This is a genomic window from Microbacterium sp. Se63.02b, assembly GCF_014171575.1.
In the GTDB taxonomy this organism is placed as follows: Bacteria; Actinomycetota; Actinomycetes; order Actinomycetales; family Microbacteriaceae; genus Microbacterium.
On record NZ_CP050453.1, the window covers coordinates 1,947,803 to 1,969,696 of the forward strand.

General features: G+C 67.0%; 24 protein-coding genes and 2 tRNA genes. 11 read left to right on the forward strand and 15 right to left on the reverse strand.

Annotated elements, in window-relative coordinates; genetic code table 11:
* Positions 1 to 8 precede the first annotated feature (8 nt).
* Both G4G29_RS09560 and G4G29_RS09565 read right to left on the reverse strand, forming a co-directional pair.
* Entirely contained in the window at positions 9 to 1,826 is a 1,818-nt protein-coding gene (locus tag G4G29_RS09560) for a DEAD/DEAH box helicase (RefSeq protein ID WP_183152797.1), read from the reverse strand.
* A gap of 65 nt (positions 1,827 to 1,891) precedes the next feature.
* Positions 1,892 to 3,592 (reverse strand): long-chain-fatty-acid--CoA ligase, encoded by a 1,701-nt coding sequence (locus G4G29_RS09565; protein WP_183152633.1) that lies wholly within the window; start codon positions 3,590 to 3,592, stop codon positions 1,892 to 1,894.
* Between the two features lie 66 nt (positions 3,593 to 3,658).
* On the opposite strand from G4G29_RS09565, the gene gatC reads away from it, so the two are divergent.
* The 6 genes from gatC to G4G29_RS09595 are packed head-to-tail and all read left to right on the forward strand — an operon-like array spanning position 3,659 to position 9,210.
* The gene (gene gatC / locus G4G29_RS09570) at positions 3,659 to 3,958 is read left to right on the forward strand and encodes an Asp-tRNA(Asn)/Glu-tRNA(Gln) amidotransferase subunit GatC (RefSeq protein ID WP_136031845.1); all 300 of its coding nucleotides are present in this window, start codon (positions 3,659 to 3,661) and stop codon (positions 3,956 to 3,958) included.
* On the forward strand, positions 3,955 to 5,472 hold the full coding sequence (gatA, locus tag G4G29_RS09575; protein WP_183152634.1) for an Asp-tRNA(Asn)/Glu-tRNA(Gln) amidotransferase subunit GatA: 1,518 nt from the start codon (positions 3,955 to 3,957) through the stop codon (positions 5,470 to 5,472). The genes gatC and gatA overlap by 4 nt, the downstream gene beginning before the upstream one ends.
* On the forward strand, positions 5,472 to 6,986 hold the full coding sequence (gene gatB, locus G4G29_RS09580) for an Asp-tRNA(Asn)/Glu-tRNA(Gln) amidotransferase subunit GatB (RefSeq protein WP_183152635.1): 1,515 nt from the start codon (positions 5,472 to 5,474) through the stop codon (positions 6,984 to 6,986). Before gatA ends, gatB begins: the two co-directional genes overlap by 1 nt.
* A gap of 47 nt (positions 6,987 to 7,033) precedes the next feature.
* Positions 7,034 to 8,290, forward strand: coding sequence for a DNA polymerase IV (gene dinB / locus G4G29_RS09585; RefSeq protein ID WP_183152636.1), 1,257 nt, complete (start codon positions 7,034 to 7,036; stop codon positions 8,288 to 8,290).
* 37 nt (positions 8,291 to 8,327) lie between these two features.
* On the forward strand, positions 8,328 to 8,645 hold the full coding sequence (locus tag G4G29_RS09590) for a hypothetical protein (protein WP_183152637.1): 318 nt from the start codon (positions 8,328 to 8,330) through the stop codon (positions 8,643 to 8,645).
* On the forward strand, positions 8,629 to 9,210 hold the full coding sequence (locus tag G4G29_RS09595; RefSeq protein WP_183152638.1) for a hypothetical protein: 582 nt from the start codon (positions 8,629 to 8,631) through the stop codon (positions 9,208 to 9,210). Before G4G29_RS09590 ends, G4G29_RS09595 begins: the two co-directional genes overlap by 17 nt.
* Here G4G29_RS09595 and G4G29_RS09600 read toward each other — a convergent pair.
* The 9 genes from G4G29_RS09600 to G4G29_RS09640 form a co-directional block, all read right to left on the reverse strand.
* Complete coding sequence (locus tag G4G29_RS09600) at positions 9,207 to 9,695, reverse strand: DUF2017 family protein (protein WP_183152639.1); 489 nt, start codon at positions 9,693 to 9,695, stop codon at positions 9,207 to 9,209. The genes G4G29_RS09595 and G4G29_RS09600 overlap by 4 nt on opposite strands.
* Before the next feature lie 17 nt (positions 9,696 to 9,712).
* On the reverse strand, positions 9,713 to 10,009 hold the full coding sequence (gene clpS, locus G4G29_RS09605) for an ATP-dependent Clp protease adapter ClpS (protein WP_183152640.1): 297 nt from the start codon (positions 10,007 to 10,009) through the stop codon (positions 9,713 to 9,715).
* Positions 10,006 to 10,353 carry a metallopeptidase family protein gene (locus G4G29_RS09610; protein ID WP_183152641.1) on the reverse strand — a complete coding sequence of 116 codons (348 nt, stop codon included), beginning with the start codon at positions 10,351 to 10,353 and terminating at the stop codon, positions 10,006 to 10,008. The genes clpS and G4G29_RS09610 overlap by 4 nt, the downstream gene beginning before the upstream one ends.
* Before the next feature lie 40 nt (positions 10,354 to 10,393).
* Positions 10,394 to 11,023, reverse strand: a complete 630-nt coding sequence (locus tag G4G29_RS09615) for a LysE family transporter (protein WP_183152642.1) — start codon at positions 11,021 to 11,023, stop codon at positions 10,394 to 10,396.
* 92 nt (positions 11,024 to 11,115) lie between these two features.
* A tRNA-His gene (locus G4G29_RS09620) sits at positions 11,116 to 11,188 on the reverse strand.
* Between the two features lie 36 nt (positions 11,189 to 11,224).
* A complete protein-coding gene (gene orn, locus G4G29_RS09625; RefSeq protein ID WP_183152643.1) occupies positions 11,225 to 11,851 on the reverse strand; it encodes an oligoribonuclease in 627 nt (208 codons plus the stop codon).
* A gap of 165 nt (positions 11,852 to 12,016) precedes the next feature.
* Positions 12,017 to 12,589 carry a hypothetical protein gene (locus G4G29_RS09630; protein ID WP_210274257.1) on the reverse strand — a complete coding sequence of 191 codons (573 nt, stop codon included), beginning with the start codon at positions 12,587 to 12,589 and terminating at the stop codon, positions 12,017 to 12,019.
* A gap of 266 nt (positions 12,590 to 12,855) precedes the next feature.
* Positions 12,856 to 12,928, reverse strand: a tRNA-Arg gene (locus tag G4G29_RS09635).
* Between the two features lie 96 nt (positions 12,929 to 13,024).
* Positions 13,025 to 13,294 (reverse strand): hypothetical protein, encoded by a 270-nt coding sequence (locus G4G29_RS09640; RefSeq protein ID WP_183152644.1) that lies wholly within the window; start codon positions 13,292 to 13,294, stop codon positions 13,025 to 13,027.
* 209 nt (positions 13,295 to 13,503) lie between these two features.
* Between G4G29_RS09640 and G4G29_RS09645 the strand changes: the two genes are divergently transcribed.
* The 4 genes from G4G29_RS09645 (at position 13,504) to G4G29_RS09660 (ending at position 16,839) form a co-directional block, all read left to right on the forward strand.
* Complete coding sequence (locus tag G4G29_RS09645) at positions 13,504 to 14,019, forward strand: single-stranded DNA-binding protein (RefSeq protein WP_183152645.1); 516 nt, start codon at positions 13,504 to 13,506, stop codon at positions 14,017 to 14,019.
* A gap of 83 nt (positions 14,020 to 14,102) precedes the next feature.
* A complete protein-coding gene (locus tag G4G29_RS09650) occupies positions 14,103 to 14,603 on the forward strand; it encodes a hypothetical protein (RefSeq protein WP_183152646.1) in 501 nt (166 codons plus the stop codon).
* Between the two features lie 63 nt (positions 14,604 to 14,666).
* Positions 14,667 to 16,346, forward strand: a complete 1,680-nt coding sequence (gene ettA, locus G4G29_RS09655) for an energy-dependent translational throttle protein EttA (protein ID WP_183152647.1) — start codon at positions 14,667 to 14,669, stop codon at positions 16,344 to 16,346.
* 7 nt (positions 16,347 to 16,353) lie between these two features.
* Positions 16,354 to 16,839, forward strand: a complete 486-nt coding sequence (locus G4G29_RS09660) for a thioesterase family protein (protein WP_183152648.1) — start codon at positions 16,354 to 16,356, stop codon at positions 16,837 to 16,839.
* Positions 16,840 to 16,869: 30 nt separating this feature from the next.
* Here the strand turns inward: G4G29_RS09660 and G4G29_RS09665 are convergent, their stop codons facing one another.
* On the reverse strand, positions 16,870 to 17,760 hold the full coding sequence (locus tag G4G29_RS09665) for an acyl-CoA thioesterase II (protein WP_183152649.1): 891 nt from the start codon (positions 17,758 to 17,760) through the stop codon (positions 16,870 to 16,872).
* A gap of 50 nt (positions 17,761 to 17,810) precedes the next feature.
* Here G4G29_RS09665 and G4G29_RS09670 point away from each other — a divergent pair, with 50 nt between their 5' ends.
* On the forward strand, positions 17,811 to 18,476 hold the full coding sequence (locus G4G29_RS09670; RefSeq protein WP_183152650.1) for a hypothetical protein: 666 nt from the start codon (positions 17,811 to 17,813) through the stop codon (positions 18,474 to 18,476).
* A gap of 106 nt (positions 18,477 to 18,582) precedes the next feature.
* Here G4G29_RS09670 and G4G29_RS09675 read toward each other — a convergent pair whose 3' ends face one another.
* Genes G4G29_RS09675 through G4G29_RS09685 form a run of 3 tightly spaced genes read right to left on the reverse strand, consistent with a single transcriptional unit; the run spans position 18,583 to position 21,763 of the window.
* Positions 18,583 to 20,247: an FAD-binding dehydrogenase gene (locus G4G29_RS09675; RefSeq protein ID WP_183152651.1), complete on the reverse strand. Its 1,665-nt coding sequence runs from the start codon at positions 20,245 to 20,247 to the stop codon at positions 18,583 to 18,585.
* The gene (locus G4G29_RS09680; protein WP_274601238.1) at positions 20,244 to 20,735 is read right to left on the reverse strand and encodes a globin; all 492 of its coding nucleotides are present in this window, start codon (positions 20,733 to 20,735) and stop codon (positions 20,244 to 20,246) included. The genes G4G29_RS09675 and G4G29_RS09680 overlap by 4 nt, the downstream gene beginning before the upstream one ends.
* The gene (locus G4G29_RS09685; protein ID WP_183152798.1) at positions 20,690 to 21,763 is read right to left on the reverse strand and encodes a mechanosensitive ion channel domain-containing protein; all 1,074 of its coding nucleotides are present in this window, start codon (positions 21,761 to 21,763) and stop codon (positions 20,690 to 20,692) included. Before G4G29_RS09685 ends, G4G29_RS09680 begins: the two co-directional genes overlap by 46 nt.
* Positions 21,764 to 21,894 lie beyond the last annotated feature (131 nt).

Consider the following 21,894-nt stretch of genomic DNA (forward strand, 5'->3'; position numbering starts at 1 on the left):
CGAGAGCGTCAGTTCTTGTGGCGCGGCTTGCGGAACGGCTTCTCGTCGCGGCTGTCGCGGGCCGGGCGGTCGTCGCGGTCGCGTCGTTCGAATCGGTCGCCGGAGTCGCGACCGTCCCGCGGACCGCTCCGGCGGGCACCGCCGGGTCCCCGGTCGGGCTTGATCTCGATCAGGCGTCCGGAGATGCGCGTGTCCCGGAGCTTCTCGAGCACGGAGCGATCCATGTTCGCAGGAAGCTCCACGATGGAGAAATCGGGTCGGATGTTGATCGCTCCGAAGTCGTCACGACCGAGTCCGCCCTCGTTGGCGAGTGCGCCGACGATCTGACGGGGCTCGACGCGGTGACGGCGGCCGACCTCGATGCGGTAGGCCGCGTAGTCGCCGCGTCCGCGGCGCTCCGTGCGCGGCTCGCGGGAGTCTCTGGCGGCGCGTTCCCGCGGCGGTCGGTTGTCGGCCTCGACCGCCTTCGACAGGGGGTCGTCGGCCGGGTCGAGAAGCAACGGCTTGTCGCCCTGCGCGACGACGGCGAGCGCAGCAGCCACGTCGCTTTCGGGGACGTCGTGATGACGGACGTAGTGAGCGACGATGTCGCGGAAGGCTTCGATGCGGGTGGTCTCCGACAGTGCGGTGGTGATCGCGTCGTCGAAGCGGTTCAGACGCGTGGTGTTCACGTCCTCGGTGCTGGGCAACTGCATCTGGGTCGGCTGCTGACGCGTGGCCTTCTCGATGTGCTTGAGCAGGTAGCGCTCGCGCGGGGTGATGAAGCTGATGGCATCCCCGGAGCGTCCGGCGCGTCCGGTGCGGCCGATGCGGTGCACGTACGACTCGGTGTCGGTCGGGATGTCGAAGTTGACAACGTGGCTGATGCGCTCGACGTCGAGGCCGCGGGCCGCCACGTCGGTCGCGACGAGGATGTCGAGCTTGCCGTCCTTGAGCTGGTTGACGCTGCGTTCGCGCTGCACCTGGGGGACGTCGCCGTTGATGGCAGCGGCAGAGTAGCCGCGTGCTCGCAGCTTCTCGGCAAGCGTCTCGGTCTCGTTCTTGGTGCGGACGAACACGATCATGCCGTCGAAGTTCTCGACCTCGAGGATTCGGGTGAGCGCATCGACCTTCTGCGCGTACGACACCACGAGGTAACGCTGCGTGATGTTCGTGCCGGTCGCGGTCTTCGACTTGATGCTGATCTCTTCCGGGTCGCGCAGGTACTTCTGCGCGAGGCGGCGGATCTGCGGCGGCATCGTGGCGGAGAACAGCGCGACCTGCTTCTCCTCGGGCGTCTGCGCGAGGATCTGCTCCACATCTTCCGCGAAGCCCATCTTCAGCATCTCGTCGGCTTCGTCGAGCACGAGGTACTGCAGCTGCGACAGGTCGAGCGTGCCCTTGGCGAGGTGGTCCATGATGCGGCCGGGTGTTCCCACGATCACATGCACCCCGCGGCGCAGGGCCGACAGCTGCACGCCGTAACCCTGCCCGCCGTAGACGGGCAGGACGTGCACGCCCTTCATCTTCGAGGCGTAGGACTCGAAGGCCTCGCACACCTGGAGCGCGAGCTCGCGGGTGGGGGCGAGGACGAGGGCCTGTGGCGTCTTCTGCGAGACGTCGAGGCGCTCGAGCACGGGGAGTGCGAACGCCGCGGTCTTGCCGGTTCCGGTCTGGGCCATGCCGACGACATCGCGGCCGGCGAGAAGCGTGGGGATGGTGGCCGCCTGGATGGGCGACGGGGTCTCGTAGCCGAGGTCCTTGATGGCTTTGAGGACAGGCCCGGTGATGCCGAGCTCCTCGAATCCGGGGGTCGCGGGGGAGTCCTCGGGGGCGTCGGTCAGCACTGCATCTTCAGGGGTCACTTCCCAAGGGTAGCGCGCGGCGGCGATCGATGCCTGTGAGGGCGACCTCAGGCCCCGGTCGTCAGGGAGACCAGCTTCTCCTTCACCTGGCGTCGGAGCACCTTGCCGATCAACGATGTGGGGAGTTCGTCGACGATGAACACGCGTCGCGGCACCTTGTAGGGCGTCAGGATGCCGCGGGCGAATTCGCGGATCGCTTCCACGTCGACGTCGGTCCCGGCATCGACCACGATCGCGGCGACGACCTCTTCGCCCGAGTGCTCGTTGGGGAGGCCGACGACCGCCGCGTCCACGACCTGCGGATGCTGACGCAGCACGTTCTCGACCTCGGTGGGAGCGACGTTGAAGCCGCCGGTGATGATGAGCTCCTTGATGCGATCGACGATCCGCACGAAGCCGGCTTCATCGATCGTGACGATGTCCCCGGTGCGGTACCAGCCGTCGATGAAGACCGCCTCGGTCTCTTCGGGCTTCCCGTAGTAGCCGGAGAAGACCTGCGGGCCTCGGACGACGAGTTCGCCGGCTGATCCCGCCGGCACGTCCTCGCTCGGGTTCTCCGGGTCGACGACCCGGCACTCGGTGCCTGGCAGGGGGAGCCCGACGGTGCCCGGTACACGGTTGTCGGCGACCGGGTTCGCCATGAGGACGGGCGAGCACTCGCTCAGCCCGTAGCCCTCGACGAGGAAGCCGTGCGTCGCCTCTTCGAACGGGACCACCAGTTCGTGCGGCAGCGCCATGGCGCCGGAGATCGCGACCTCGATGCCGTCGAGCGACACCCCCTTCGTCTTCGCCGCCGTGAGGAGACGATCGGCGATGGGGGGCACGAGCGGAAGGAACGTGGCGGGGTGCTTCTTCACCACGTCGAGCACGAGATCGGGGTCGAACTTGGGGAAGAGCACGAGTCGCGCTCCCATCGACATCGCGAACGTGAGGCAGAGCGTGAGCCCGTAGGCGTGGAACATCGGCAGGACGGCGTACACGACGCATCCCTTACCGCGTTGGATCGAGGGCACCCAGGCTTGCGCCTGAGCGGCGTTCGCGAGCAGGTTGCGATGCGTGAGCGCTGCACCCTTCGGTGTGCCGGTCGTGCCGGAGGTGTACTGGATGATCGCGAGGTCATCGGTCTGCGGTCGCGGATGCGTCGCGGGCAGCGGGGCGGTCGAGAGCAGGGAGTCCCAGGCGATCGTTCCGCGTACCTTCTGGGTCAGCGCCGCACGGGACTCCCGCGCCTTCGCGACGGGAAGTCGAAGCGCGAGGCGGGTGAGGAACGGCATGGCACGCGTCACGTCGACGGAGATCAGGTTCGTCACGGCCAGGTCGGCCGGGAACTCCTGCACGGTCGATACGACCTTGTTCCACACGATCGCATGCTTCGCGCCGTGATCCTCGAACTGCTTGCGCAGCTCGCGAGGCGTGTAGAGGGGGTTGTGCTCGACGACGACGGCGCCGAGGCGGAGCACGGCGTAGAAGGCGACGATGTGCTGTGGGCAGTTCGGCAGGACGATCGCGACGGGGTCGCCTGCACGGACGCCGAGGTCGCGCAGACCCGCCGCAGCGTGGTCGATCGCGGCCTGCAGCTCGGCGTAGGTCGTCTCGCGTCCGAAGAACTGGAGCGCCGGCGCATCGGGGTAGTCGCGTGCGGAGGCGGCGACGATGTCGACCAGCGACCCCTCGACGGGAGGAAGGTCGTCCGGGACTCCGGCGGCGTAGCTGGCGATCCAAGGGCGAGGAGGGTGGAACGTGCTCACCCGCCCAGCATAGGACGCTTGTGACGAGGGCTCGGGAGTTGGAGGCACGCCAACTAGACTGGGGGAGTGTCTGAAATCACCCCTGATCTTGTGCGCCATCTCGGCGTGCTCGCGCGCATCCAGCTGAACGACGACGAGGTGACGCGGCTCACGGGCCAGCTCGACGCCATCGTCGACAACATCGCGAAGGTGTCGGAGGTCGCCACTGCCGACGTCGCAGCGACGAGTCATCCGATCCCGCTGAGCAACGTGTTCCGGCCCGACGTGGTGGGCCAGACGCTCACGCACGAGCAGGTGCTCCAGAACGCCCCGGATGCCGCCGACGGCCGTTTCCGTGTGACCGCGATCCTGGGAGAAGAGCAGTGAGCGACATCATCCGGCTGAACGCGTCCGACCTGGCGGCGAAGCTCGCTGCGGGCGAAGTGTCGAGCGTCGAGGCCACGCAGGCGCACCTCGATCGCATCGCCGCCGTCGACGGTGACGTCCACGCGTTCCTCCACGTCAACGAGGGCGCGATCGAGGCCGCTGCCGCGATCGACGCCCGCCGCGCCGCCGGTGAGGCCCTCGGTCCGCTCGCCGGTGTGCCGCTCGCGATCAAAGACGTCCTCGTCACGACAGACCAGCCGACCACGAGCGGCTCGCGCATCCTCGACGGCTACCGCTCGCCGTACGACGCCACCGTCGTCGCGCGGTCGCGTGCCGCCGGCATGATCCCGCTCGGCAAGACCAACATGGACGAGTTCGCCATGGGGTCGTCGACCGAGCACTCCGCCTACGGTCCCACGCACAACCCGTGGGATCTCGATCGCATCCCCGGCGGTTCCGGCGGCGGCTCTGCTGCCGCCGTCGCGGCGTTCGAGGCTCCGCTCGCGCTGGGCTCCGACACGGGCGGCTCCATCCGTCAGCCCGCGCACGTCACCGGAACCGTCGGTGTCAAGCCCACCTACGGCGGTGTGAGCCGCTACGGCGCGATAGCTCTCGCCTCCAGCCTCGACCAGGTGGGCCCTGTCTCCCGGACCGTCCTGGATTCCGGACTGCTGCATGATGCGATCGCCGGGCACGACCCGAAGGACTCCACGTCGCTCACCGACGCTTGGCCGTCCTTCGCAGAAGCTGCTCGTGAGGGAGCGCGCGGAGACGTGCTCAAGGGACTCAAGGTCGGCGTGATCCGGGAGCTCCCGGACAGCGGGTTCCAGCCCGGTGTGGCGGCATCCTTCCGCAGTGCCCTCGCGCTCATGGAGGCGCAGGGAGCCGAGATCGTCGAGATCGGCGCACCGCACTTCGAGTACGGAGTGGCCGCGTACTACCTGATCCTGCCTGCGGAGGCATCGAGCAACCTCGCCAAGTTCGACTCCGTGCGATTCGGCCTCCGGGTCACACCTGAGGGGAACCCCACGGTCGAGGACGTCATGTCCGCCACGCGCGACGCCGGCTTCGGCGACGAGGTCAAGCGCCGCATCATCCTCGGCACGTACGCCCTCTCCGCGGGTTACTACGACGCCTACTACGGCAGCGCCCAGAAGGTCCGCACGCTCATCCAGCAGGACTTCGCGAACGCCTTCGCCGAGGTCGACGTGATCGCGACGCCCTCGGCGCCGACCACGGCTTTCAAGCTCGGCGAGAAGATCGACGACCCGCTGCAGATGTACCTCAACGACATCACCACGATCCCTGTGAACCTGGCCGGCGTGCCGGGCATCTCGATTCCCAGTGGTCTCGCCGAGGAGGACGGGCTGCCTGTCGGCATCCAATTCATCGCTCCGGCACGCGAGGACGCGCGTCTCTACAAGGTCGGCGCCGCGCTCGAGACGCTGCTCGTCGACTCGTGGGGTGCGCCGCTGCTCACCCGCGCACCGCAGCTCGCAGGAGGGAACCGCTGATGGCCGCCGCCAAGCTCATGGACTTCGACAAGGCGCTCGAGCTGTTCGAGCCGGTCCTCGGATTCGAGGTGCACGTCGAGCTCAACACCAACACGAAGATGTTCTCCGACGCGCCGAACCCGGCCAACGAGGCGTATCACGCGGCCGAGCCGAACACCCTCATCGCTCCGGTCGACCTCGGTCTGCCCGGCTCGCTGCCCGTCGTGAACGAGACCGCGATCCGCTCGTCGATCAGTCTGGGTCTCGCGCTCGGCTGCTCGATCGCGGAGTCGAGTCGTTTCGCCCGCAAGAACTACTTCTACCCCGACCTCGGCAAGAACTACCAGATCTCGCAGTACGACGAACCGATCGCGTATGAGGGATCGGTCGAGGTGGAACTGGAAGACGGCACGCTCATCACGATCCCGATCGAGCGCGCGCACATGGAGGAGGACGCCGGCAAGCTGACCCACATGGGCGGAGCGACCGGGCGCATCCAGGGCGCCGAATACTCGCTCGTCGACTACAACCGTGCGGGCGTCCCGCTGGTCGAGATCGTGACGAAGACGATCTTCGGCACCGAGCACCGTGCTCCGGAGGTCGCGAAGGCGTATGTCCAGGCGATCCGCGACATCGTGCGCGGCCTCGGCATCTCCGAAGCGCGTCTGGAACGCGGCAACCTGCGCTGCGACGCGAACGTCTCGCTGCGCCCCCGTGGCCAGGAGAAGCTCGGAACCCGGACCGAGACGAAGAACGTCAACTCCATGCGATCGGTCGAGCGCGCCGTGCGGTACGAGATCCAGCGTCAGGCGCAGATCCTCGCAGACGGCGGAACGATCACGCAGGAGACGCGACACTGGCACGAAGACACGGGGACCACCTCTCCCGGACGCCCGAAGTCCGACGCCGACGACTACCGGTACTTCCCCGAGCCGGACCTGCTGCCGGTCGAGCCGCCTGCCGATCTGGTCGCCGAGCTGCGCGCGGCCCTCCCTGAGCAGCCCGTCGCTCGTCGGCGCCGTCTCATGACCGAATGGGGCTTCACCGACCTGGAGTTCCAGGACGTGCGCAACGGCGGACTGCTCGAGGCGGTCGAAGCCACCATCGTCGCCGGCGCGACCCCGGCCACAGCGCGCAAGTGGTGGACCGGAGAGATCAGTCGTCTGGCCAACGCCCAGGAGAAGGAAGCGACCGAACTCATCAGCCCCGAGAACGTCGCGGCCTTGCAGACGCTCGTCGATGCGGGAACGCTGACCGACAAGCTCGCCCGCCAGGTCCTCGAAGGTGTGATCGCCGGTGAGGGGACTCCGCAGGAGGTCGTGGACGCACGTGGTCTGGCCGTGGTCTCGGACGACGGTGCCCTGATCGCAGCGATCGATGATGCACTCGCGGCTCAGCCCGATGTGATGGCCAAGATCAAGGACGGCAAGGTACAGGCGGCCGGTGCCGTCATCGGCGCGGTCATGAAGGCGATGAAGGGGCAGGCGGATGCCGCCCGCGTCCGTGAGCTCATTCTCGAGCGCGCGGCCCAGTAGCGCGTCACCCCGGGCCTCATGTCCGAGGTCCGGGGGAGAATGGTCCGATGGGACACGGTGACGGACGAGGGCGCGTCGTCTCGTTCGCCGACGCCGATGACACCGGTACTCGCATCCTGCACGTCGACATGGATGCGTTCTATGCGGCCGTCGAGGTTCTCGACGATCCGACGCTTCGCGGGCTTCCCCTGATCATCGGTGCGCCCGACGGCAGGTCGGTCGTCTCCAGTGCGTCGTACGAAGCGCGGCGTTACGGTGTGCGCGCAGCGATGCCCGTCTCGCAGGCGCTGAGGCTGTGTCCCTCCGCTCGTGTCGTCCCTCCGCACTTCCACCGCTACCAGCAGGTGTCGCGGCAGGTGATGGCGATCTTCGAGTCGTTCACGCCGTTGGTCGAGCCGTTGTCTGTCGACGAGGCGTTCCTCGACGTGCAGGGTGTGCGGCGGCTGTGGGGGAGTCCGGCTCGTATCGCGGAGCTGATCCGCGAAAGGGTGCGCGACGAGGTCGGGATCACGTGCAGTGTCGGCGTCGCGGCGACGAAGCACGTGGCGAAGATGGCCTCGACGATCGCGAAGCCCGACGGGATGCTCGTCGTCGCGGGGAGCGCGACCCTCGACTTCCTGGCGCCTCGACCGGTCCGCGCCATGTGGGGAGTGGGGCCGAAGGCGGCGGAGGCTCTGGAGGCCCGCGGCATCCGCACGGTGCAAGACGTTCGCGATGCCCCGCGTGACATGGTCGATCGTGCCGTGGGCCCGGCGCTCGGCGCACGTCTCGTGCAGCTCGCGCGGGGAGAAGACGCACGCGCCGTCGACACGCAGCGGGTGGAGAAGAGCATCGGACATGAAGAGACCTTCGATCAGGACATCGTCGACCGCTCTTTCCTCCGCGCCGAGCTCCTCCGACTCGCTGATCGCGTCGCCGCGCGCCTGCGGCGGGCGGACTGGGAGACGTCGACGGTCGCCATCAAGATCCGTTTCGATGACTTCCGCACGCTCAGTCGGTCGCAGACGCTGAGCGAACCGACGGCGGTCGGTCAGCGCATCGGCGAGGCAGCTCGTTCCCTGTTCGACCAGATCGACAGGCGTGATCCGGTGCGCCTGGTCGGCGTCCGCGCCGAGAATCTACGTCCGGCAGGAGGGGGCGGGATGGGACTCTGGGACGACGACGCGGACTGGCGCCGGGTCGAGGGAGCGGTCGATGAGGCCGTTGCACGATTCGGTACAGCGACGATCAGTCGCGCGCGGCACATCGGTCGCGGAGACGGTCGAGGTGCTGTGCAGCATCCGAAGGCGCACGGCCTGGATTGATCCCCCGGGGGCTGCGTTCCTCGACTACCGTGGGGGTATGCCGAACATTGCACTGGAACTCGGGAAGCAGGCCGCGGCCTTCGGCGTGAAGAGCGCATACGGAGAGCCTCAAGACGTCGACGGAGTGAGCGTGACGCCGGTCGCGTTCACCTACTCCGGATTCGGCGGCGGGAGCGCCGAGGGTGGAGAGGGTGGAGGAGGCGGCGGGATCTCGGTCCCGGTGGGTGTATATGTCCGGCGAGAAGAAGGCTTGCGCTTCGAACCCAACATCGTCACGCTGCTCGTGGTGGCTGTGCCGTTCGTCTGGGTCGCCGGCCGAGCTCTCTCCCGCATCATCCGTGCCCTCAAGAAGTGACGACCCGGTCGCGACGGCGCTCGAGCATGCCGCCGCGCTGATCGAGCAGGACGTTCGTGCCGTTGCTGCGGCGAATCCTGTCGTCCTGATCGATGGGGGCAGCGGCGCCGGCAAATCCTCTCTCGCTGCGCGGCTCGTGCGCCGGTGGCCCGTCCTCGGGAACGTGCAGCTGATCGCGCTCGACTCGCTCTATCCCGGTTGGGACGGGCTCGACGACGGCGCGGAGCGCGCACTCCAGTGGATCCTGCGTCCGCACGGTCGGGGATACCTCGGAACGTGGCGGCGGTGGGACTGGGCGGCGCAGGAGGAGGCGGAGAGCCACGCCGTCGATCCTGCTCTCGGCGTGATCGTCGAGGGCAGCGGCATCCTGCGCCCGTCGACGGCAGGCCTCGCGGATGTCAGGGTGTGGGTGGAGTCGGGGGAGGAATCTCGCAAGGCCCGCGCTCTCGCACGCGACGGCGATACCTACCGCCCGCACTGGGACAGATGGGCGGCTCAGGAACGACGTCACATCGAGCGCGACGATCCGCGGTCGCTGGCGACGAGGATCGTCGAAGTTCCCTAGAGGTCGTGGCCGTCGAGATCATCTGCGTCGTCAGCCGCCTGGATGATCATCTCGAGGCGGTACCCCACCCATTCATAGACGTCATGAGGCCCGGATCCTCCGGCGTGGTCGTCGTCCGCGATCCCGAGCCGCGTGGCGATCACCAGACGAATGGCCGTGAGCGTCCGAAGCCAGGCGTCGATGCTTGCGGAGGGGACGAGAACCTCGCGTATGCTCATCGCCTCTTCCTCCGTGAGCTGGTCAGCACCGGACGCGAACTCATCGAGTGCGACGCGTGCGTGGCGCGCGTCGGCGAGACGGCGCTCGAGGAGATCATCGCGTGTCGAGTCCGCGAACTGGGCTGCCGCCTCGGAGTCCTCCGGATACGGGCTCGGGGTCAGTCGTCCGATGGCAGGATCGTCGGTGTCGCGAGACCCGTCGACCAGCTCGATGAAGTCGTCGATCAAGCGTGCGAGGTGGATCTCCTCGATCAACGTCATGCTCATGACCAGAGTCCCGCCTTTCACTGCGCCGCCTTACGCACAGTCGCCCAGAGACCGAAGTCGTGCATCGCCTGAGCATGCACCTCCATGGTCTCTCTCGGTCCGGAGGCGACGATCGCATGTCCCTCGTGATGGACGGCGAGCATCAGCGCGGTCGCGCGATCGAGGGAGTAGCCGAAGTAGGTGCGGAAGACCCGGACGACATAGCTCATGAGGTTGACGGGGTCGTTCCACACCACGACCTGCCACGGCTCCAGCGGTGCCGCGCTGAGGTCTGTGTCTTCGGAGAGCGCTGGCACGGCCGTCGGCGCCATCATGCCCACCCCATCTCGTGCAACTGCTCGTCGTCGATACCGTAGAAATGGGCGATCTCATGGACCAGGGTCGTGTGGATCTCGTCCCTGAGCTCCTGCTCGGTCTCGCACTGCGCCAAGTGCGGTTCGCGATAGACGACGATCCGGTCGGGGAGTTCTCCCATCCCGTACTGCGTCCGTTCCGTGAGCGCCAGGCCGTCGTACAGTCCGAGCAGATCCAGGCTGCCGTCCTCCGGGCGATCCTCGACGACGAACACGACGTTCTCCAACCCTTCGACCATGTCATCGGGCAGTCGATCGAGTTCGTCGATCACGATCTCCTCGAAGGCGGCGGTATCGATCTCCATCTCTTCCAGCCTAGAGCCGGACACTCGACATCGTCACCGTTCAGTGCAGAAGAACGAGGATGCCCGCAACGGCGATGAACAGAATGCCGAAGACGGTGTTCAGCATCCGCTGACCGCGCGGGGAGCGGGTGAGCCGTCGGAAGGGACGGGCCGCAGCGGCGAAGAATCCCCACATCACGATCACGTCCACGACGATCACCGTGGCGATCAGCGTGAGGTACTGGGGGATCGGCGGCTGATCCAGGCGGATGAACTGCGGGATGAACGCGAGGAAGAAGACGATCGCCTTCGGGTTCAACAGGTTGACCCAGAACCCTCTGCGGATCATCGACCAGTGGCTCTCCCTGGAGTCGATGGGAACGTCGCCGTCGTCCACGTCGGCGACGGGACGTGTGAGGATGAGGCGGATGCCGAGGAACACGACGTAGGCGGCGCCGGCGTAACGGATCGCATTGAAGAGGAATTCGGAGCGGGACACGAGAAGCCCGACACCGGCAGCGACGATCGCCACGTGCACCACGAGGGCGATCTGTTGTCCGATGATGCCCCAGATGGAGCGCCGCCATCCCTGGTTCAGGGCATTGGACATCGTGTTGATCGCACCCGCGCCAGGGGTGAAGCTGATCACGACGCTCGCGGTCAGCAGTGAGAACCAGACCGCAAGTGACACCTTGTAAGTCTAGGGGTGCGGCGGGGTCGATCCATTTGTCGTGCCGGATGCGGAGAAGGCCCGAATCTCGCGATTCGGGCCTTCTCTGAGAGGGTGAGTAACGGGACTCGAACCCGCGACATCCGGCACCACAAGCCAGCGCTCTACCAGCTGAGCTATACCCACCATGTGCCTGCCGGAGCAGGCAACCATACGAGTCTATTACATGTTCGGAGTGAACTCGGACACCGTGCGCGCGGCGATCTCACGTGCGTCGTCGCTCGAGGGGCCGGGCTCCTCGACGAACACGGCTTCGCGGTAGTAGCGGAGTTCGCGGATCGACTCGAGGATGTCGGCGAGAGCGCGGTGCCCGCCGTCTTTGAGCGGCGCTTGGAAGAACACTCGCGGGTACCAGCGTCGGGACAACTCCTTGATGCTGGAGACGTCCACGTTCCGGTAATGGAGCCACTGGTCGATCTTCGGCATGTACTTGGCGAGGAACATGCGGTCCGTGCCGATCGTGTTGCCTGCCAAGGGCGCCTTGCGCTCCATGGGCACGAAACGACGGATGTAGGCGAGCGTCTCGGCTTCGGCCTCTTCGAGTGAGACTCCGTGCGGGATCTCCGTGATCAACCCCGACGTCTCGTGCATTTTGGTGACGAAGTCGTTCATGTTCGCGAGCGCGGTGTCATTGGGTCGGATGACCACTTGGAAACCGGGATCGACGGGGCGGAGTTCGAAGTCTGTGATGACGACGGCGATCTCGACGAGCTCGTCGACTGCCAGATCGAGCCCCGTCATCTCGCAGTCGATCCAGACGAGACGATCATTGTCGGACGCAGATACCATCTCGCCATACTATCGACGGCTCCGACATAGACCGTCGGGAGTGCGTCCCGTGCTCCGGTAGGTCTCGGCCGCTGCGACGCGCGCGACGCGAGAGACCCCCACCTGGCCGTCGGGGCCGGGCAGGGGTCGGACGCGTGTGCGCGGAGTACGAGTCTCGGAAGCTGCCTAGGGCACGCGCGCTCCCGAGGTCTTCTCGCTGAGGAACTCGGCCGACAATGTCGTGTTGACGTACGTGGGCGTGAGAGCCCCGCCCGCGCTCGGGTAGAGCCACACGACGGGGAGCTGGGCGATGTTCGCTGCGCCGTTGAGGATCCCCGCGTGGGTGTATTCGACCGTGCCGGAAGTCCCCTCTGCCGGCAGCGGTCCGACGCGAACCCAGCCGTTCAGATTCCGCTCCTCGATGCGGTAGCTCGTCGGGGTGGTCACCCCGCTGCCCGGGCCCCACTGGATCGTGACGCTCACGACGCCTGAGGTGTACTTTCCTGCATCTGCCACATCGCCCGTGTCGGGGTCGAGAACGTTGAACCCCACGTTCTGGGCGACGTTGATCTGCACCCGGTTCGGCTGCGAGACCGTCCACGTTCCCACGGACGTCGACCCCTGCCACTCGGACAGGCCCCCGCCCGGCGCTGCCTGTGGCGGGATGGGCCCGCTCGCGGCGGCAAGCGGCGTCGCGACAGCCAGAGCGACGACGGGCACGGACCATGCGGCCCCCTTGACGATCGTCCTCCTGCTCACGCCAGATTGCTGCGCATTCTTGTCTACCACCGGTTCACGTTCCTCTCGTTCCAGACGACCCAGACGTCGTCCATGAGAAAGGAGTCGGAGGGGCAGGAGAAGTGACGCGAGAGCCATTCCCGTCGAGGTAGTCGGCACAAGAGCACTGCGGCGGCACAAGAACACTGCGGCGGCACAAGAGCGCGGTGGCGTGGACGCAGAATCCCCTCGATGGCGCTAGCGCGGCGAGGGGATTCCAAGTGACCAGCGCGTTCTCGCGTGGACTGTCCCCTCGGCGCGACTCGAACGCGCAACCGACGGATTAGAAGGCCGTTGCTCTATCCATTGAGCTACGAGGGGGCGGCATCTAGGGTACCCGCCTCCCCGACGTCTCCGGAACCCGGAGCGGAACGAGACGCACTGCGCGCGCCCTCGCGCCGCAGAACCGCGACGGCGTCAGCAGTAGCGGAGTGCTGCCACCGCATCGTCGGCGTTCCAGAACTCGCCGATGACGCGGAAGTGACTCGTCGCGAGATGCAGACGCTCTGCGCGGTATCGGAGCCCCAGAGGGTGGGCGACGATGCGCAGGTGCCCCAGCACGTGCTCCCTCCGATCCTGCACTCTCCACAGGTGGTCAGCCGCACGGACGAGGTGCTCGCCGGCGGACGCGAGGCGAGGCGTGGCGTAGGGCACCTCGGGGAGAGACGTGATCAGGCTGTCGGACATCGGAACTCCTTTCCTGGTTCGAACGTATGACCGACCACCGACATTGAAGCGCTCTCCTCGACATGCGCGCTGACCTGCCTTTTCTGCACTGTTCGGCGATCCCGCGAACTGTCCACGGAACGCGGGAAACAGGTGCCGCAGTCGCTCTCGTGTGCTGCAGGCTGGGGCGACCCGGACGACTGCTGCTCCGGTCACCGAAAGGACAAGACATGATCGACACCCTCACCATCGTGGGAAGAGTCGCCACGGACCCGACGCAGGCGCAGACGGCGGGAGGCGTGCCCGTCACGAACTTCCGTGTCGCGAGCACGCACCGACGATTCGATCTCGCGACTCAGGAATGGTCGGACTCGGGGACCAACTGGTTCTCGGTGGCCGCGTTCCGGCAGTTGGGCGAGAATGCGAAGGCTTCTCTGCGCACGGGAGACAGCGTGATCGTCACCGGGCGGCTGAAGATCCGCGACTGGGAGAGCAACGGCAGACACGGCACCAGCGTCGACATCGAGGCCGACGCCATCGGGCATGATCTGCGGTGGGGTACGACGGCCTATCGACCGCGGCCGCGATCGACCAGCAGCGAGCCGGATGCCGCACGGAGCTCCGCGGCGACGGTCGCGGTTCAGGAGACCGCGGACGACACGCAGAGGCCCGAGGGCGAGGAACCGGATACCACGCCGCTCGCCCTGTCGTGGGAGCATCCGACGCCGATCACGGAATCGCGGTGAGGTGCCGGGGAATCCACCCGCCACGAGCACATGCGACAGCGCCTCCCTGCATCCGAGCCACAGCGCCGACGTAGACTCGGCTCGTGCTTCGTCGATCGGTCTCCTCGCCGGCGCGTACGGTCGGTGTCTTCGCCGCCTCGGTCGCCGCCCTCGTTCTGCTGTCCGGCTGCACGTCGGCGGAGCCGTCGGTCTCGGCCTCGCCGACGTCCGCGGTGTCGCCCAGCCCAGCACCTTCGGCGCCCGCGGGACCGGTGCTGGTGCCCGACGGCACCGCGGAAGAGAACCTCCCGTTGTTCACCGCGATCGCCGAGGGGGTCTGGGCGACCGATCAGCGAGGGTCGGGGCGCGCCTACATCGATGCGCTGATCGGTGCGGGTTTCGACCGCGGTGCTATGCAGGTGACGCAAGACCGGTCGACGGTCGGGAATCCCGCCGAGAGCCTGCAGTTCTCGGTGCGATGGGGAGAGACCGAGTGTCTGGTCGGACAGGTGGGTCCCTCCACAGGTCAGGTGGTCACGACGGTCTTGCCGCAGCTTGCGGAAGGGCGCTGCCTCGTCGGCACCACGCGCCCGATCGACTGGTGACATGACGCGAGGCCGGTAGGCTGGAGTGTCGATCTTCGACGCCAACAGAAGGAGCGGTTTTCGGTGGCTGAGTACATCTACTCGATGGTGCGTGCGCGCAAGGCAGTGGGCGAGAAGCTCATCCTCGACGACGTCACCATGGCGTTCCTCCCCGGAGCCAAGATCGGCATGGTCGGTCCGAACGGCGCGGGCAAGTCGACGATCCTCAAGATCATGGCCGGGCTGGACACTCCCTCCAACGGTGAGGCGAAGCTGTCGCCCGGGTTCACCGTCGGCATCCTGATGCAGGAGCCTGAGCTCGACGAGACCAAGACCGTCCTCGAGAACATCCAGGATGGGATCGCGATCAAGGCGAAGGTCGACCGTTTCAACGAGATCTCCGCGCTCATGGCCGACCCCGAGGCGGACTTCGACGCCCTGCTCGCCGAAATGGGTTCGCTGCAGGAAGAGATCGACGCGGCCGACGGCTGGGATCTCGACTCGCAGCTCGAGCAGGCGATGGATGCGCTCCGCACACCTCCCGGAGATGCAGCGATCGCCCCTCTCTCCGGCGGTGAGAAGCGTCGCGTCGCTCTGGCGAAGCTGCTCCTGCAGAAGCCTGACCTGCTGCTCCTCGACGAGCCCACCAACCACCTCGACGCCGAGAGCGTTCTCTGGCTCGAGCAGCATCTGCAGGCATACAAGGGTGCCGTCATCGCGATCACCCACGACCGGTACTTCCTCGACCACGTCGCCGAGTGGATCGCCGAAGTCGACCGTGGTCGCCTCATCGGCTATGAGGGCAACTACTCCACCTATCTGGAGAAGAAGGGCGAGCGCCTCGAGATCCAGGGTAAGAAAGACGCGAAGCTCGCCAAGCGCCTCAAAGAGGAGCTCGAGTGGGTCCGCTCCAGCGCCAAGGGCCGTCAGACGAAGTCGAAGGCCCGTCTGGCCCGGTACGAGGAGATGGCGTCTGAGGCGGAACGCACCAGGAAGCTCGACTTCGAAGAGATCCAGATCCCCGCGGGTCCGCGTCTCGGCAGCGTCGTGATCGAGGCCAAGAACCTGAAGAAGGGCTTCGACGGCCGCTCCCTCATCGACGGACTGAGCTTCAGCCTGCCGCCGAACGGCATCGTCGGCGTCATCGGTCCGAACGGTGTGGGCAAGACCACGCTCTTCAAGACCATCGTGGGTCTGGAGCCGCTCGACGGCGGCGACCTGAAGATCGGTGAGACGGTCAAGATCAGCTACGTCGATCAGTCCCGCTCGAACATCGATCCCAACAAGACGCTGTGGGAGGTCGTGTCCGACGGACTCGACTACATCACGGTCGGCAAGACCGAGATCCCGTCGCGTGCCTACGTGTCGAAGTTCGGCTTCAAGGGACCTGACCAGCAGAAGAAGGCCGGCGTCCTGTCCGGTGGTGAGCGCAACCGCCTCAACCTCGCCCTGACGCTGAAAGAGGGCGGCAACCTGCTGCTTCTCGACGAGCCGACCAACGACCTCGACGTCGAGACGCTGAGCTCGCTCGAGAACGCGCTGCTCGAGTTCCCCGGTTGCGCCGTGGTCATCACGCACGACCGGTGGTTCCTCGACCGCATCGCGACGCACATCCTCGCCTACGAAGGCACCGACGAGAAGCCCGATCAGTGGTACTGGTTCGAGGGCAACTTCGAAGCGTACGAGGAGAACAAGATCGAGCGCCTCGGCCCGGACGCCGCGAAGCCGCATCGGTCCACGCACCGCAAGCTGACGCGCGACTGAGGCTGAGGTGTCGAGTTCGCCCGGGTCGCGCCTGCACATCCCGATCCACCTCCGCTGGGGTGACCTGGATGCGTTCAATCACGTGAACAACACCTCGATGTTGAAACTCCTCGAAGAGGCGCGTGTCAGGGCATTCTGGCGTGCGGGCCCCGGCGAAGCGGCGCCATCGACCGCCGTTCTCGACTCCGGCATCGACGAAGGCATCCTCACGCTGATCGCCCGCCAGGAGATCGAGTATCTCGCTCCGGTGCCCTATCAGCGGCGCCCGCTCGAAGTGCAGATGTGGTTCGGCAAGCTCGGCGGCTCGAGTGTCGAAGTCTGCTACGAGGTCCACAACGACCCCACGGCAGAGCCACGACAGCTCTACGCCCGGTCGACGGCGGTCATCGTTCTCGTCGACGCGCAGACCGGTCGGCCGACCCGCCTCACGCAGGAGATGCGCGACGCCTGGGAGCCTTTCGTCGGTCCGTCGATCGAGTACACGCACCGGTGAGTCGGCCGTCTCTCGGAGGCGGCGTGCGGGTCAGGGCTGTTCGTCGGGCACGCGGATCATGATCTCCTGCGCCACGCTCGCGATCAGAGCGCCGTCGCGCGCGTAGATCCGCCCCGTCGCGAGTCCGCGACCGCCGCGCGCATTCGGAGACTCCTGCACGTAGAGCAGCCAGTCGTCCACTCGTGCCGGTCGATGCCACCACATCGCGTGATCGAGGCTGGCGACCTTCAGGCCGGGCAGCGCCCAGTACACGCCGTGCGCGCGAAGGATCGATTCCTGGATGGTCATGTCGCTGAGATAGGCGAGAGCGGCGCGATGCAGCCGCTGGTCGTCGGGGAGAGGCGCACGCAGGCGCATCCACACCGCCTGCCGGGCGACGCGGTCATCTCCGCTCGGGCCGTACAGGGGAGACTCGACGTGACGGATGTCCGCGGCGCGTTCGGCCAGCATCCGGGTGGTCGCCTCTGCGAGACCTCGCACGCGCTCCTCGTCCGGAGCGAGCTCTTCAGGATCGGGGATGCCCTGCGGCATCGGTTCCGCGTGCTCGACGCCGGGGTCGCCGTCCTGGAACGATGCGATCATCGAGAAGATCGGTACACCGTTCTGATACGCCTGCGTCCGCCGCGTCGAGAACGAACGTCCGTCGTGGATGCGGTCGACGGCGATCGTGATGCCGTGACTCGCGTCGCCGGGACGCAGGAAGTAGCCGTGCATCGAGTGCACCGCTCGGTCCTCCGGAAGGGTGCGCTCGGCGGCGAGCAGGGTCTGGGCGAGCACCTGGCCGCCGTAGATGCGACCGCTCGGCATCGGGTGCGAGGCCCCTGTGAAGATGTCCTCTGTCGTCCTGGCCTGTGTCGCATCGAGATCGAGGACCTCGAGCAGTCGCTCGACGGTACGGGTGGCGTGATCTGTCGCGCTCATGAGTTCCTCCCCGCGACCGCACATGCCGCTCCATTGGTAGTTTAGAACGCGTGCCGCATCACCTCCTCCTCGCCGACCCGGATACCGCGAAGGACGTCCTCACGTTCGTCGGGCGGGCGACGAGAATCACCGACGAAGGCGTGCGGTTGCAGGCGGCGAGTGGAGTGCTCGCGCTGACGACCGCAGCCCTCGCGCCGCACGGACTGTTCGATCAGACGCCGACGGTTCTCGCGATGCGCATCGTGCACGCCGATCCGGAGCTTCAGTGCGACATCGTCGTGGATCGGCTGTCGACGACCGAAGAAGCAGACGAGCTGGTCCTTCCCGATACGGGACTATCACCGGCATGGGCGGGGATCGCGCCGCCCCGGGGCGGGTGGACGTCGGAGGGGACTCTGGCCGCGTCGGTCATCGCGCAGCGCGCACAGTGGGGGATCTCCGCCGTGGCACGCGGTGCCGGAGTCGGATCGGGGGAGGAGGCGGTTCGCGCGCTTCGTGCCGCGGTGTGGGGGGAGCCGGATCCCGATCTCGGCGGGTTGCCGCGCGGTATCGCCTTCGCAGCGGATGCGATGGGGTTCATCTCCGGCGAGGAGCAGGTTCCGGTGACGCGGTCCGGACGCTGGACGCGGTTGGCGTTCCGTCGCGGTCACGTGCTGGCCCGCGGCCCCGTCGCGTCAGGGTTGACCGGCGTCCGCGACACCGGCACTTCGGACTGACCGCCGCCGCGCGGCCTCGACATCGCAGGGTCGACGTCTCTCGTGGTAGACGGGACCTTCTCCGCTCTGCCACCGGTGAGCCGCCGGGCGCGGCACGAGCGACAGGTCAGCTCGCGCCTGCGGCTGCTCGTCCCGCAGTGCGTCCGGAGAACAGGCACCCTCCGAGGAAGGTGCCTTCCAGTGCGCGGTAACCGTGCACCCCGCCGCCGCCGAATCCGCTCGCCTCACCCGCGGCGTAGAGACCGGGGATCGGGTCTCCCTGCGCATCGAGAGCGCGTCCGTCGAGATCGGTGTTGATGCCGCCGAGGGACTTCCGAGTCAGCACGTGCAGCTTGACGGCGACGAGCGGGCCCGCTGACGGGTCCTGCAGCCGGTGCGGCACCGCCGTCCGGATCAGCTTGTCGCCGCGGTACTCGCGCATGGAACGCAGCATGCCGATCTGCGCATCCTTGGTGAAGCTGTTGTCGATCTCCCTGTCGCGGGCGAGGACCTCGCGGCGGACGTTGTCGATATCCAGGAGTTCACCGCCCTGATGCCGCTGCATCTGCTCCAGGAGAGATTCGAGGTCGTTCTCCACGATGAAGTCCTCGCCTTCGTCGAGAAACGACTGCACAGGCCCGGTCGGACCCTTCGCCAGCCGCGACCTGAGGAGGAGGCCGACGTCCTTGCCGGTGAGGTCTGGATTCTGCTCACTGCCGGAAAGGGCGAACTCCTTCTCGACGATCTGCCTCGACGTGACGAACCAGGAGTGATCGTGGCCTGTCCTCCGCAGATGCTCGAGCGTGCCGAGCGTATCGAATCCGGGGAACAGCGGGACCGGGAGGCGTACGCCTGTGGCATCGAGCCAGAGCGAAGAAGGTCCGGGGAGGATGCGGATGCCATGGGACGGCCACACCGGGTCCCAGTTCGTGATGCCTTCGACGTAGTGCCACATCCGATCGCCGTTGATCAGGCGCGCGCCCGCGGCCTCGCTCACCGCATGCATGGAGCCGTCCACGTATGCGGGAACGCCGGTGAGCATGTGCGTCGGTGCCGTGCCGAGGCGTGCCGGCCACGCAGCACGTACGAGGTCGTGGTTGCCGCCGATCCCGCCGGAGGACACGACGGTGGACCGTGCCGTGATCTCGAACTCGCCGATGGAGTCGCGCGAGGAGACGACTCCCCGCTTCGCGCCGCTGTTCGCGAGGATGCGACCCTGCGCGCCCACGACCGCGCCGTCGGTCACGATGAGCGCTGTCACCCGATGCCGAGGGAGTACCGTCAGTCGACCTTCGCGTTCGCCCTGCTCCACTGCCGCGGCGAAGGGCGCGATGATACCGGGTCCGGTGCCCCAGGTGATGTGGAACCGCGGGACGGAGTTGCCGGGGCCGATCGCACCGTAGCCGCCGCGTTCCGCCCAGCCGACAACCGGGAAGAACCCGACGCCGCGTTCGCGAAGCCAGGAGCGCTTCTCGCCTGCGGCGAACTGCAGATACGCCTCCGCCCAGCGCCGAGGCCACTCATCTTCAGGACGGTCGAAACCGGCGTTGCCGAACCAGTCCTGTGTCGCGAGTTCCAGGGAGTCCTTGATCCCGAACCGTCGCTGTTCGGGGGAGTCGATGAGGAACAGGCCCCCGAACGACCACCAGGCCTGACCACCGAGGTTCGTCCGCGGCTCCTGATCGAGCAGGATCACGCGCTTTCCCGCATCGAGCGCCTCAGCGGCGGCGACCAGTCCCGCGAGCCCCCACCCGATCACCAGGACATCTGTGGACAGGGGCTGTGTCGTCATGGCTTCTCCGTTGATTCCTGACGTGATCGGGTCTCGATCGTCGGTCGCCCCCCGGGCGCGGCGCCGATCCCGGATGGCTCGAATGTGTTCACCATGGCATAGGCGGCGCGCTCCAGGTAGTCCCACAGCGTCGATTCGTGCAGGGGCGACAACTGCGCTTCGTCCACAGCCGTGCGCATATGACGAAGCCAACGATCACGCGCATCCGTGTCGATGTGGAAGGGCATGTGCCGCATTCGCAGTCGAGGGTGGCCGCGCGTGTCACCGTAGGTGGTCGGGCCTCCCCAGTACTGCTCGAGGAACATCCGAAGCCGGTCTTCAGCAGGTCCGAGGTCGTCCTCGGGATACATGGGCTTCATCACGGGGTCGAGTGCGACCTCTCGGTAGAACACCGACACGATCTTCCGGAAGGTGTCGTGCCCTCCGACCTCGTCATAGAACGTCACTTCTGCGGGCTCCCGTCGTCTGTCGGCTTCTTGCGACGCCAAATGCCGCGGTCGGGGATGACCGGTACCCCGGTGACCGCGTTGGGTCTTGTCCGCGGCGGATTCGCGCCTCGGACCCGGCGTGCTCCATCGAGGCCCGTCGGCACCACGTCGGACATGCGCGGAACGCCGATATCCTTCTCCAGGAGCGCAGCCCGGAGGCGGCGGCGGAGCTCCTGCGCGACGTCATCCTTCGCGTTCGCGCGCGCCTTGATCACGATGCGTACGACCAGGGCGTCGCCGTCGACCGACTCGAGTCCCCACAGCTCCGGCTTCTCGATGATGCGGGTGCGCCACTTCGGGTCCTTCGCGAGTCCCTGTGCGGTCTCGAGCATGATGTGCTCGACCTGGTCGAGATCGGAGTCGGCGGGGACGCCGATGTCGATGATCGATCGCGCCCACCCCTGCGACATGTTGCCGATGCGGGTGACCTCGCCGTTGCGGACGTACCAGAGGGTGCCGTTGACGTCGCGGACCTGCGTGATGCGGACGCTGACGTATTCGACGACACCGCTCGCAAGACCGAGATCGACCACGTCGCCGATGCCGATCTGGTCCTCTGCGACCAGGAACATGCCGTTGAGCACGTCCTTGACGATGTTCTGCGCGCCGAAACCGAGTCCGGCGCCGACGGCCGCCGTCAGCAGGGTCAGTGAGCCGAGGAGGCTCGAGTCGAGAGCGTTGACGATGAGCACGATCGCGATCACGACGAGCATCACGTTGACGATGTTCTGCAGGATCGTGCCGAGCGTGCGAGTCCGCTGCACCAGACGCATGTCGGCGAGCGGCGAGCGCTCGAGGGCCTGCGTGTCGTCGACCGAGGCCTTGTTCTTCGCGCTGTCGACGATACGGTGCACGACGCGGCGGATGACCAGGCGCAGGATGAGACCGATCACGACGCAACTGATGATGATCAGAGCGACGGCGAGAGCCTTCATCCCGACTTTGCCGAGCACGTCGAGCAGGCCGACCAGCCAGTCGGGGAGGGGGGTCTCCGTCGGCGGTTCAGTGACATCGAAGGGAAGGATCATCACCCACGATCCTATCGATCGGGCCTCTGCGTCGGCTGGACGGTGTCAGCGCCCGAGCGGAGGCCATCCGCCCCGGGATCGCGCCGCGTCGTGGTGCGACACGCCTGCGACAGGACGGATGGTCTCCGTGA

Bases quoted from the DNA above. Each gene is read 5' to 3' on its own strand.
- G4G29_RS09640 (WP_183152644.1), bottom strand. From the start codon at position 13,294: ATGTCCGACAGCCTGATCACGTCTCTCCCCGAGGTGCCCTACGCCACG.
- orn (WP_183152643.1), bottom strand. From the start codon at position 11,851: ATGGTATCTGCGTCCGACAATGATCGTCTCGTCTGGATCGACTGCGAG.
- dinB (WP_183152636.1), top strand. From the start codon at position 7,034: ATGGGACACGGTGACGGACGAGGGCGCGTCGTCTCGTTCGCCGACGCC.
- G4G29_RS09600 (WP_183152639.1), bottom strand. From the start codon at position 9,695: ATGAGCATGACGTTGATCGAGGAGATCCACCTCGCACGCTTGATCGAC.
- gatB (WP_183152635.1), top strand. From the start codon at position 5,472: ATGGCCGCCGCCAAGCTCATGGACTTCGACAAGGCGCTCGAGCTGTTC.
- clpS (WP_183152640.1), bottom strand. From the start codon at position 10,009: ATGATGGCGCCGACGGCCGTGCCAGCGCTCTCCGAAGACACAGACCTC.
- G4G29_RS09645 (WP_183152645.1), top strand. From the start codon at position 13,504: ATGATCGACACCCTCACCATCGTGGGAAGAGTCGCCACGGACCCGACG.
- G4G29_RS09590 (WP_183152637.1), top strand. From the start codon at position 8,328: ATGCCGAACATTGCACTGGAACTCGGGAAGCAGGCCGCGGCCTTCGGC.
- G4G29_RS09675 (WP_183152651.1), bottom strand. From the start codon at position 20,247: ATGACGACACAGCCCCTGTCCACAGATGTCCTGGTGATCGGGTGGGGG.
- G4G29_RS09665 (WP_183152649.1), bottom strand. From the start codon at position 17,760: ATGAGCGCGACAGATCACGCCACCCGTACCGTCGAGCGACTGCTCGAG.
- G4G29_RS09610 (WP_183152641.1), bottom strand. From the start codon at position 10,353: ATGGAGATCGATACCGCCGCCTTCGAGGAGATCGTGATCGACGAACTC.
- G4G29_RS09685 (WP_183152798.1), bottom strand. From the start codon at position 21,763: ATGATCCTTCCCTTCGATGTCACTGAACCGCCGACGGAGACCCCCCTC.